This is a genomic window from Ancylobacter sp. FA202 (assembly GCF_000380205.1).
In the GTDB taxonomy this organism is placed as follows: Bacteria; Pseudomonadota; Alphaproteobacteria; order Rhizobiales; family Xanthobacteraceae; genus Ancylobacter.
The window spans coordinates 783,953-797,024 of the sequence record NZ_KB904818.1; the positions used below are offsets into that span (position 1 = coordinate 783,953).

General features: G+C 66.3%; 1 protein-coding gene. It reads left to right on the forward strand.

Going from position 1 to position 13,072, the window contains the following annotated elements; translation table 11 throughout:
- Window positions 1–1,020: 1,020 nt before the first annotated feature.
- On the forward strand, window positions 1,021–13,072 hold a 12,052-nt coding region (locus tag A3M1_RS26360), incomplete at its 3' end, for an autotransporter-associated beta strand repeat-containing protein (protein ID WP_018387585.1).

Here is a 13,072-nt window from a genome sequence, read left to right on the forward strand (position 1 = left end):
CCCCCAGCAATGCCGACTTTTTCAACGACATCGGCGCAAAGCGGACGTTAGTAGGGGCACGCTGAGAGGGCAGCAACGGGTCAACATCTTCAGACTTTGGCGCGCCCAGCTCCCTCTTCGGCCGCGCACATCCCGCTGCCCGCAAGCTTGGATGCTAGCGGTTCGCCTTCTCGTGCCGCCTGCCTTGGCTCGCGCCCGAATTCATGCTGCCGCAAGCACAATGACGCTTGGGATAAGCACGCCGCATCCCACCAGCCGCCACGGCCCTACCCTCCCCTTGAGGGTCAGCATTCCCATCAGCGCGCCCATCATCGACATCTCGCGCAAGCGCGCGCCGCGATCAGCGGCGCGCCGAGGCGCGGAGCCTCTCGCAGCGACAGCGCGCTCAACATCCGCACAAAAGGTGGTGCGACATCCCTGCCGTGTGGAGCGAGGGACACGGCTGACACGCTCGCGCATGGAGCTTCGTCAGTCACGTCGGCGTTGACACCCTGTGCGACCTGCCGGAAATGGAAGCGCATCGGCGATGCCGGTCTCCTCGGTAAGGACAGGCTGCTGGCTGGCGCTAGTCCAGAGGTTCCTCGGCGGGAGATGAGGCGGACAACTGCCCCTCCATAGAACCGGCATCAGGTCAAGAGTTTACTGCGTAAGGTTATGTAATAGCCGGCGTTTGCCGTGTGTTACTCGGCAAAGTGCGAAGCGATCGTCTAACCACCCTCCTGTTTCAACGGGAGCTGCCACTGGTGATCGAACTCCGTCGCCGGAATTTTCTACGCCTTCTTGAGCTTCGCAATTGAGTGACGTTGGGGCTGCCCGGCCGGGTTTCCCGCGCGGATTTATTTCGTTTCACGGCACGCGGATCAGCTTTGTCGAGCCGCCGAGTAAATTGTGGGATCAGGCATGACTGGTGATCGCGTTTCAGGCCCCGTCGTAGAAGCCGTCAAAGCCTCCAAGGTCATCTGCAATGTTACGGACCGCAATACGCGGGGTCTCCCGCCTGCCCGTGGCGCGCGCCCGGCCATGACGCGCGGCCTGCTCCTTTCGACGGCGCTGGTCCCGGTCTTTGCTGTCGGGCAGATGCTTCCCGCCTTCGCCCAGGCCCCGACGCTCCTCTACGAATATGCCGGCGGCCAGGGCGGCCAGGGCGCGCCGGGTGGCGGTGGCGGTGGCGGCGCGGGCGGCGGCGGCGGCGGCGGTGGGGCGAATGCGGGCCCCCAGAGCCCGCGGCCAGCCGGGTCCGGCGGTGCGGCCGGTTATAATGGAACCTCGCGGCCGGGCTCAGCCGGCGGTGCGAATGGCGGCGGCAATGGCGGCACTGGCGGCGGCACAAGCGGCGCCGGTGGCGCGGGCGGGTCCGCCTCGGCCGGCATTGGCGGCGGCGCCGGCGGCGCGACTCCGGGCGCGGCGGGCGCGAATGGCGGTTCGAACACATCCGCCGGCTATGGCGGCGGTGGCGGCGGCGGCGGGCAGCACGGCTATGTCGGCGCGGCGCTGCCCACGACCGCGGTCACGGGCGGGCGCGGCGGCAATGGCGGTCTCGGATATGGAACCGGCGGCGGCGGAGGTGGTGGCTATGGCGCCATCATCACCGGCGGCGGCAATCTTGGAACGTTGTCATTCAATGTCTCCGGCGGCCAGGGCGGAAGCGGAGGGTCCTCGACGGGGTCTTATGGCGGTGGCTTTGCCGGGCAAGGCGGCGCGGGGCTGTATTTGACGCCCTCGACCGATCGCACCCTCACTATTGCAAGCACCGTCCGCGGCGGATCAAGTAGCAATCGGGGCGGCGTAGGAATTTTCGTTGATAACAGCAACGGTTCGACAACCCTTCTGACGCTTGCCAGCACGGCGCAGGTCATCGGCGGCACCGGCCCCTCCTACGGCATCAGTGGAAGCAACCTGAATATCGTCGCGATGCCGGGGGCAGTCGCGCGGGGCGGTCCCAACAATCTGGGCGGAGTGCAGCCCGGCATCTATTTCATCGGCGGCACGAACAGCCTGGAACTGGTCGGAAACGGCGGCACTTCCGGCGTCACCCATGCAGACATCGCGTATGTCGGTTCATTACCCGACGTGGTGTCCTCGACCTTGAAGTTAACGGGCGCCGGCGGCGTCTTCGACAATACGCAGATCGGCGGCACCTATAACGGTTTCAAGGCCGTGGAGGTGAACTCTACAGGCACCTGGGCGCTGAACGGCACCCGCTCCCAAACCACGCCGAATATTCCCTGGACCCTATCCTCAGGCGTCCTGATGGTGAGTGGAGCCATTGCCGGCACGGTTTCGGTCGGCGCAGGTACCACATTTACCAATCCCACCGATGGGTCCGGCACGGCGACGGTGACGCAGACGCTGACCATCGCGAGCGGCGCAACGCTGGCCGTATATGCGCTTAACAACAACAATGCGGCCCTGGCCACCACGACGGGTGGTCTGGTCATCAGTGCCGGTGCGGTGGTCGATCTCTCCCTGCGCGCACCGCGAGCGGGTGGCATCATCCGCATCGCCTCAGATGTATCGCTCGACGGTACACTGAACATAACCAATGGCGGCGGCATGGTTGCCGGCACCTATAATCTCATTACCTATTCCGGCACTCTGTCGGGCGCCGGCCTCTCCATCGGCACGACGCCAACCGGCTTCGACTACAGCTACACGCTCGACACCTCCACCGCAGGCGTCGTCCGCCTTCTGATCGTATCGCCGGAACTGTACTGGAACGGCGCGCGCGAGACTGGTTCCACCGGGCCTGTCGCAGGCGGAAACGGCGTCTGGGATGCCGATGTTACGCATCTCAACTGGACCAACGCCGCCGGCACCGCCCGCGAAGCTTGGACTACTGCGGCCAATACCGCAATCTTCTCCGGCACCGCCGGCACCGTCACGGTCGATGCAACGGACGGCGCGGTGGGGGCAAAGGGTCTCCAGTTCCTCACCACCGGCTACACCGTCACGGGCGATACGCTGACCCTGACGTCCACCCTGGGCGCTGCCAAGCTCGACGCTGTCGGCGCCTCGGTCTCGGCGACCGTTTCCGCTCCGCTCGCTGGCGGAGCCATGGAAAAGATCGGCGCCGGCACGCTCACGCTCTCGGGTATCAACACCTTCACTGGCGGCCTCACTCTCACCGCGGGTCGGCTGATCCTCGACGGCGGCGCGGCGATCGAGGATTCCAACACCATCACGGGCGTCCCGGGCGCGACGCTGCAGATCGCGGCGGCGGAAACGATCGGCGGGCTGGCGGGCGCCGGGGCGGTGATGCTGAATCAGACCACCGGGGCGCTCTCCATTGGCGCTAATAACGCGAATACAAGCTATTCCGGCGCCATTTCCGGGGTTGGTGGACTGAAGAAGATCGGCACGGGCACGCTTACCCTGAGCAATGCCGGCAGCAACTATTCCGGCGCAACCGAGATCGAGACCGGCAGGCTGATCGTGGCCGGGGGGAGTGCGATCGGTAATTCCAGTAATGTCACTGTCGCCTCAGGCGCTAGCCTACAGCTCAACAGTACCGAGGTGATCGGCGGGCTTTCGGGCAGCGGCACTGTCGAGAGTGGCGCCAACGCCTTGACGGTGACCGTGGCGAGCGGCCGCGTCAGCACCTTTTCGGGCACGATATCGGGCACGGGCGGCTTCGGGAAACTCGGGACGGGCGAGCAAATCCTCGAGGGCGTCAATACGTTCACGGGCCAGATCAGCCTCAGCGCCGGAAAGCTGACGCTCGGAGCGAGCGCGGATCTGGCGGATTCCGTCATTGTGTTCATAAGCGCGGGTGAGTTTTTCCTCGGCTCCAACTCGCAGACGATCGGCGCGCTGTCGGGGGGCGGCACCGTCTCCGCCGACACCGCGACCCTGACGCTGGGAACCGATGATCGCAACAGCAGCTTCTCCGGCGTGCTGCAGAATTCCGAGGGCGGAAGCCTTTCGATCACCAAGATCGGAACGGGAACAGCGGCGTTCTCGGGCGCGAACACCTATGCCGGTGAGACGCGCGTCTCGGCCGGCACACTGACCGCCTCCCACAATTCCGCGCTTGGCAGCACAGCGGCGGGAACGGTGGTCGAGAGCGGCGCGACCTTGGCGGTGGCCGGTGGCGTGACCATCGGCGCGGAAGCGCTGACGTTGGCGGGGACAGGCATGGGCAATAGTGGGGCCCTGACCACCAGCGGAACGGGCGTCAGCCGCTTCGGCGGGGCGATCACACTCGCCGGGAATACCCTGATCAGCATCCAGGCCGGCACAAGCCTTGTCCTCACCGGAGCGGTCAGCGGGACGAACGTCGATCTCTCGCTCGGGGGCAGCGGGGGCGGGGCCGGCATCTTCACGCGATCGCTGTCTCTTGGCACCGGATCGGTGACGGTGAGCGGGCTGCAATGGGAGTTTGACGCGGCGAACGACTATTCGGGACTGACGACGATCAATTCCGGAATGCTCTACGTCGCCCATTCCGGCGCTCTCGGGTCGACGTCCAGCGGGACGATCGTCAATTCGGGCGGCGCGCTGATCCTCGGCCCGAACGTCGCTGTCGGCGCCGAGGCTCTGTCGCTAGCGGGGATCGGCGACGCAGGCGCGTTGCGCGCCGACGGCGCGAACACGAGCTATGCGGGTGCGATCACGCTGACGGAAAACGCCACGATCGGTGTCGGCCCCGTGTCGGCCACCGCTGCTCTGACGCTTTCCGGCGGCATTACCGGCTCGGGTAAGAACCTCACCCTGCTCGGCTCCGGCACCGGTACCATTTCCGCCGACATCGCGACGGGCACCGGAACGGTGACGAAGCAGGGTGCCGGCACCTGGATTCTCTCCGCCGGTAACAGCTATACCGGCGACACGATCATCGCCGCTGGAACGCTGCGCATAGGCGCGGGCGGGAATACAGGCTCGGTTGACAGCGCTGCGATCCAGAACAATGCGGCGCTCATATTCAACCGCTCGAACACCATTTCCTATGACGGCGCGATTTCCGGCTCAGGCACCGTGGAACAGGCCGGCAGCGGCATCCTCATCCTCACCGGCGCCCAAGCCTATACGGGGACGACAACAGTGTCGTCGGGCACGCTGCGTCTTGGCGATGCCGGCGTGAACGGCAGCCTGGCAGGCGACCTCTCGGTTGCTTCCGGCGGCACCTTCGCCGTGGACATGACCGGCGCCAGCACCTCGACGGTCTCCGGCGCGGTAACGGTTGAGGCCGGCGGTACGGTCCAGGCGCTGTCAGGCGTCAGCCTGCTGACCGCATCCGGGAGCCTGGATTTCCAGGCGGGCGCGACGCTCGACATGACCTTGGGCGCCCCGACGCTGACAGCGGCGATAACCGCCGGAACGCTGACCCTCAACGGGACACTCGACATCACCACGGCGGCGGGCTTCACGTCCGGCACCTATCTGCTCATCGAGTATGCGGTGCTTTCCGGCACGCCGGGCATGACGATCGGAACCGCGCCGGAGGATTCCCTCTTCACCATCGACACCTCGACCGCCGGTCAGGTGAACCTCTTGGTAGTCGCCGGACAGTTCTGGAATGGGACTTCGGCGGGCGGCGGGATCATCGGGGGGACCGGCGTGTGGACCGCGCGCCCGACCGCCACCAACTGGACCGAAAGCAGCGGCACGTCCGCCGACCCGTGGAAAGGCGGCCTGGCCATTTTCGCCGGGGGCACCGGCAATGACGAAGTGGTGGTCGACGGCACGGCCGGCGCGATCGCCACCCAGGGAATGCTGTTCCGCTCCACCGGCTATATGGTCTCGGGCGACGCCATCACCCTCGCAGCGCTCAGCGGCCAGACCCGCATCGGCGTCAACGCCGGCATGACCGCCACCATCGGCGCTGCGCTGATCGGCGCGACCGGACTCCAGAAAACCGGTGACGGAACGCTCATTCTCAGCGGTCAGAACGGCTATGCCGGCGGAACCACGATCTCGGCCGGCATACTGCAGTTCGGCAACGGAATCAGCAACGGAGCGCCCGGCGGCGGCGGCATCGTCAACAATGCGGCCGTGGCGTTCAACATCGTGGACGCGACTCAGATCACCTTCGGCGACGTGATCTCGGGTACCGGCACCTTGGCCAAGTACGGCGCCGGCACCTTGAGCCTCACCGGCGCCAACACCTATGGCGGCGCCACCTCTGTGTTCGCCGGAACGCTGTCGATCTCCAATGCCAGCTATACCGGCGCGGTCACCGTCTATTCGAGCGGGACGCTCGACCTTTCGGCGAACGCCTCAACCACCTTCTCGAACGCCATCTCCGGTGCCGGAACCCTCAGCCTCACCAAGACCACCGCCTCCGCCGTCACCACGACTCTCACTGGCGCCATAGCTGTCGGCCAAGTGGTGCTGGATGGCGCCAGCCTCCAGATCGGCAACGGCACCACCGGATCCCTCTCCGCCTCGACCGTCACGACCGGGCTGAACACCGTCCTCACCTTCAACCTGCCGGGAAGCTACACCTTCACGGGTCTGATCTCCGGCGACGGGGCCGTGAGGCACGCCGGAACGGGGACGCTGGTTCTGACCGCGGACAACACATATTCCGGCGGAACGACCAACACGAACGGCGTTCTCCAGGTCGGCAGCGGTGGAAGCACTGGCGCCTTCGGCACGGGAGACGTCGCAAACACTGGTGGCGTGCTCGCCTTCAACCGGACCGGAACACTCGCCTATGGCGGCGCTATTTCCGGCGGGCGGCTTACCGTGGAGGGTGGGGGCACGCTGTCTTTGAGCGGCAACTCCACGCTGTCGGCCAACGCGGCGGCCATCTCGATCGCGGCGGGCAGCACGCTGGAAGTCACCGGCGGTTCGCTTCACGCCTCCGGCGTTGCCGGGGTCAACATCGTGAATTCCGGGACACTTGAGTTCGATATCGGTGCCGAGCCGGGGATCGCCTACGAACTCTCTAGCGACGTCTCGGGCAACGGAAAGATCGTCAAGAACGGCACCGGGCGCTATGTCGCGCTGTACGGCGCCATCGACCAGTCCGGCGGCATCGAGATCAATGCCGGCCTCCTCATCGTCGGCTTCAATACTACCGCCTCGCTGACCGGAGACGTCCTTATCAACGGCGGTGACTTCGCGTTCAACCGCTTGAACGCCTACACCTACTCTGGAAACGTTACGCATAACGGCGCGGGCGGCCAGTTCGGCGTCGGCGGCGCATCCATCGCGGCTAGCGTGACGACCGTGCTCGGCACGATCGACCCCGGCCTTGGCTCATATATATCCAACGCGACGCTGCAACTGGGTGACGGCACCTCGATGGCAGGACGCATCGTCGGCAATGTGAGCACCAGCTATCTCGGCATGGCTGGCCGCCTCGCCATTAATCACAATGCAAACGAAGTCTTCGCGAACGTCGTTTCGGGCACCGGTTTCCTGCATCAGATGGGTGGAGCTTCGGGTGCGGAAGTGAAGGTGACCCTCACCGGCGCCAATACATGGTCGGGCAGCACCATCATCGACCAGTATTCGATCCTTCAGGTCGGCGACGGCATCCTTAACGGTGTTGTCGACACGGCGGGTGTGATGGGCAACGTCACGAATGACGGTGCGCTGATCTTCAATCAACCCGACGCTTTCACCCTGACCGGAATCGTCAGCGGTGGGGGAAGCCTGACCAAGACCGGCGCGGGCACTCTAACTCTGACCAATGCCAGCACCTATACGGGTGGCACCAAAGTGTCCGGCGGTACGCTGCAGATTGGTGACGGCGTGTCCACCAATGCCGGCATTGCCGGGGACGTCTTGAACAATGCGGCGCTGGTGTTCAATCTCGTCGGGAGCACGACGCAGAGCGGGGATATTTCCGGCATCGGTTCGGTGGAAAAGCGCGGTACCGGTACACTGACGCTTGTGGGCGACATAAGCGTGGGCGGGATGGTCACGGTCACGGCCGGCACCCTCCAGCTGGGAGATGGCACGAGCGCGGGCAAGGGAAGCCGTACCGGCGACATCAGCGTCGCCGCGGGGGCGGTCCTCGCCTTCAACCGCCCCGATACAGTCTACAGCTATCAGAACGTGATCTCCGGCCAAGGCAGCGTAAGACTGCTCGGCGACGGCACCGTCACCTTCACCAACGCCAACACCTATGCAGGCGACACGGTGATTGCGGGGGGTGGAGGGCTCGTCCTGGGCGGTTCCGACGGTTCCGTCGTCGGAAATATCGTCACCAGCGATGCCGGGGTGGCGGGAACAGTCTCCTTCAATCGCTCCGGCACACAGACCTATGCGGGCGCCATCTCCGGCACGGGTCAGGTCGAGCATCGGGGCGCGGGTACCCTTGTCCTAACCGGCGCTAACCGTTGGACCGGCGGAACGACCATCGGCAGCACGAGTACGTTGCAGATCGGCAATGGCACCGCCATGGGCGTCGACACGTCCGCGGCGGGCGTGATGGGCCATATCGCGAATGCCGGGGTGCTCGTCTTCGATCAGTCGAGCGACTTCACCTATGGCGGCGTCCTGAGCGGCGCGGGAAGCCTGATAGCGCGGGGCGCGGCGACGCTGACCCTGGTGGGTGCGAACAGCTGGACCGGCGGCACCACGATCGAGGCGGGCGCCACGCTCCAGATCGGCAACGGCCTCTCCAATGGGCTGGATTCCGTGACGGCCGGCGTCATGGGCGCCGTCTCGAATGCAGGCGCGCTCGTGTTTGACACGAACGGGACCGTCACTTCTTCCTCCGCCATCACCGGTGCAGGACGTCTTGCAAAGCGGGGCACCGGCACGCTTGTGCTCTCCGGCACGAATGGCTGGACGGGCGGGACGACGATTGACGGAGGAACGCTGCAGATCGGCGACGGCACCGGCGCCGCCTCTCTCCTCGGCGATGTCGCCAACGAAGCCACCCTGATCTTGACCAACGCCGCAGCGAACATCGATACCTATGCGGGTGTCATATCCGGCTCCGGCACCTTGACCAAAGCGGGCGCGGGCACCCTCATCCTGAGCGCGAATCAGACCTATCAGGGCCTGACAGCCGTCACTGGCGGCATTCTCGCCATCGGCAGCGGAACGGCTGGCATGATCGCCGGCGATGTCGCTCTCTCGGGCGGCGATCTTGCCTTCGACCGCTCCAATAGCGCGACCTATGCCGGGGCCATCAGCGGCAGCGGGACCGTCAGCGTGCGCGGCGGAGGAACCGTCATTGTTACCGGCGATAGCAGCTTCACCGGCAGCGTGATCGTGAGCGGAGGCAGCACGCTTCAGGTTGGCGCGGGCCTTGCTGCCGGCTGGTTCGATTCCGGAAGCGTGGTGACGGACGGCGGAACAGTGGGTACGGCAGGCATCCTGTCTTTCAACCGCTCCGATGACGTCGCATTCGCGAGCGTCATCTCGGGGACAGGTTCGGTCTTGAAGGAAGGAGCTGGAACTCTCACGCTCACCGGTACGAACAGCTATTCCGGGGGTACGACCGTCTCCTCCGGAACTCTCGTGGTCGGAGACGGCACAACCAATGGCGCCATTGCCGGCGCTGTCGCACTGAATGGCGGCACTCTTGTCTTCGATAGAAACGATGCCGTGCTCGCGGGTGGGCCGATTACCGGTGCCGGGGCACTGGTCCAGCGGGGAACCGGCACCTTGTTCCTGTCGGGGGCGAACAGCGCGGGTGGCGGCACCACCGTGTCCGCCGGCACGCTCGCGATCCTCGATGGCGTGTCGCTGGTGAGCAATGTCACCGTCAAGAGCGGAGCGACTCTCACCGGCGAGATCAGCGGCGCGTCGGGCGGCAGCATTTCCGGCACGGTCACGGTGGAATCGGGAGGCACGCTGCGGGCCGCGCCCACAGGTTCCGCGGGTACTTATGGGCTCTCGATGACGGCGCTAACCCTGCAGAGGGGCGCCCATCTGTCGGTTGTGCTCGGGTCAGATAACGGCAATGCCGTGATCTCGGCCGAGACGGTCACGCTCGGCGGGGTGCTTGATGTCACGAATGGTGGCGCGATGGCGCTCGGCGTCTATCGCATCCTCGACTATTCGACCCTCGCCGCCAATACCGGTCTGGTGCTGGGCTCCACGCCGACGAATTTCTCTTACGAGATCCAGGAAACTCCGGGACAGGTGAACCTTGCGGTGATGGATGGGTCGTTCCTCTATTGGAACGGCACGACCACCGCGCCCGATCCCGACCGCACCATCACCGGCGGCGCGGGGACCTGGGCCGACGACGTCACCTCCACCAACTGGCTGACGCGCCAGTTGAACCAATCCGTGCCATGGACCGGTGTGCAGGCGATCTTCGCGGGCTCCTCGGGCCTTGTGAGCGTCGACGGCACGGTGTCGGTCACCGCGATGCAGTTCATGGTGGACGGATATCAGGTGGTGGATGGAGCCATCACCCTCAATTACGGCTCCGGCCAGACGCAGATCCGCGTCGGCGACGGCACGCAGGGCGGGGCTAGCTTCGTCGCCACCATCGCCTCCGTGCTGCAGGGCGAGACGGGGATGGAAAAGACCGACCTTGGCACGCTCGTTCTGACCGGCACGAATACCTATTCCGGTGGCACGACGATCACCCAGGGTACCTTACAGATCGGCAATGGCGGCACCACCGGGTCGATCCTCGGCGATGTCGTCAATAATGGCACGCTCGCCTTCGACCGGCAGGACACGCTGACGTTCGGGGGAGACATCTCCGGCTCCGGCGCCCTCGTGAAATCGGGCGCAGGAACGCTTGAACTCACGGGCACGAACAGCTTTGCCGGAACGACGACCGTGAAGACTGGCCTTCTCCGGATCAGCGGCGGCACGTCGCTTTCGGATACGGCGTCCACGACGATTGCGGCCGGCGCGCGCCTCGAGCTTGCCAATGGCGACGAAACCATTGGCGGGCTGGACGGCGCCGGCCGCGTGAGCCTCAACGCCTATCGCCTGACCGTCAGCGGTGCGGCGGACAGCCTCTTTTCCGGTGAGATCGAGGGTACCGGCGGCCTCGGGAAAAGCGGTGCCGGTGTGTTGACCCTGGCGGGCCTCAACACCTATTCCGGGGGCACCAACGTATCCGGCGGCACGGTGCGGATCGCCGAAGGCGGCTCGCTCGGCACCGGCACGCTCACGGTCGCCGGGACAGGAACGGTACAGGCGAGTGCAAGCTTCACCATTCATGACGATGTGGTCCTCAACCAGGTGGCGGGTACCGGTGGCGGCACTTTCCTCGTCGATGACACCCGGCAACTGACGCTCACGGGCAATGTTTCGGGCGCGGGGAGCCTGACAAAATCCGGCGTTGGCACGCTGCTGATCCAGGGCACGAACAGTGCCTCGGGAACGACAAACGTCGCAGCAGGCACGCTGATCGCCCAGGGTGGGAGCGCTATCGGCGATATGAGCGCGGTGACGGTTGCGGCCGGCGCCCAGCTGATCCTGCGCCCGACAAGCGTGATGGAGAAGGTCGGCTCCATCGCGGGCGGCGGATCGCTGGTGCTCAATGGGGCCAACCTAGAGACGGGTGGGGACAATTCCGGCACCCTCTTCTCCGGAATCATCAGCGGCGCGGGCGGTCTGACCAAGACCGGCACCGGTACCTTGACGCTGACCGGTGCCAATAGCTTTGCGGGTGCGACGACGGTGGCGGGCGGCACGCTAACCGTCGGTGGGGGGGCATCTCTGTCGGATTCCGCGGCGTTGACAGTGGTGGCGGGCGCGCAGCTTGTGCTGAGCGATGCCGATGAAACGGTCGGATCGCTTGCGGGGGGCGGAAATGTGGCCCTGAACGGCCACTGCCTCACCGCGGGAGGAGACGGCAGCTCGACCAGCTATTCCGGCGCCGTCACGGGCGGCTGCCTCGTGAAGACTGGAGCGGGCACGCTTACGCTCGCCGGTACCGGCAGCACCGCCGATGTGAGGGTGGAGGCAGGCGAGATCCAGCTTTCAACCTCGGGCGCGCTGGGTAGCGGAACGCTCGCGCTTGAGGGCGCTGCGACGCTGCGGGCAAGCGAGAGTCTCACCCTCTCGACCGCCATTTCTTTGGCCGAAGCTGGTGGCGCGGGCGGTGGCACGTTCACTGTGGACGACAGCAAGACGCTGACGCTGACCGGCGGCATTGGCGGGACGGGGGCGCTGACCAAGTCGGGCAGCGGCACGTTGGCGATTGGCGGCAACACCTATAGCGGTGCCACCACTGTGGCGGCGGGCACGCTGGAGATCAGCGGCGGCGCCTCGCTGTCGAACACGGCGCGGCTGACGGTGGCCAGCGGGGCGGCGCTGACCCTGACCGACGCGAACGAGACGGTGGGCTCGCTGGCCGGCGGGGGCGATGTCGCCCTCGGCGCCTATTGCCTGATCACCGGCGGCGACGGCACCAGCTCGACCTTCTCGGGCGCGGTCTCGGGCACGGGCTGCCTCAGCAAGACCGGCGCGGGCACGCTGACGCTGACCGGCACGAGCACCCATAGCGGCGGCACCACCATTTCAGGCGGCACGGTGCAGGTCTCCGCGGCGGCGGCGCTGGGCAGCGGCCCGCTGGCGCTGGAAGGTTCGGGCACGCTGCGCGCGAGCGAGACCTTCATTTATGCCAGCGCGGTCTCGCTCACGCCGGCGGCCGGCGTCGGCGGCGGCACCTTCGAGGTGGACGACAGCAAGACGCTGACCCTGACCGGGGCGATCACCGGCCTCGGCGACCTGGCCAAGACCGGCACCGGCACGCTCATCATCAGCGGCACCAATAGCGCCAGCGGCGCGACAAAGGTCGACGAGGGCATCCTCATCGCCGAGGGTGGGCAGGCGCTGGGCGACGCCAGCGCGGTGAGCGTGGCCATGGGGGCGCAGCTGATCCTGCGCCCGAGCGGCGCCACCGAGACGGTCGGCTCGATCGCCGGTTCCGGCGCGCTGGTCCTCGAGGGGGCGAACCTCGCCACCGGCGGCGACAACAGCAGCACCAGCTTTGACGGGGTGATCAGCGGCACGGGCGGGCTGACCAAGTCGGGCACCGGCACGCTGACGCTGGCCGGGGACAACACCTATACGGGCGACACCACGGTGTCGGGCGGCGGCCTCGCGGTGACCGGCAGCCTGGATGGCGACGTCTATGTGCAGAACCTCGCCACGCTGTCGGGCACCGGCAGCATCGCCAAGACGGTGCATG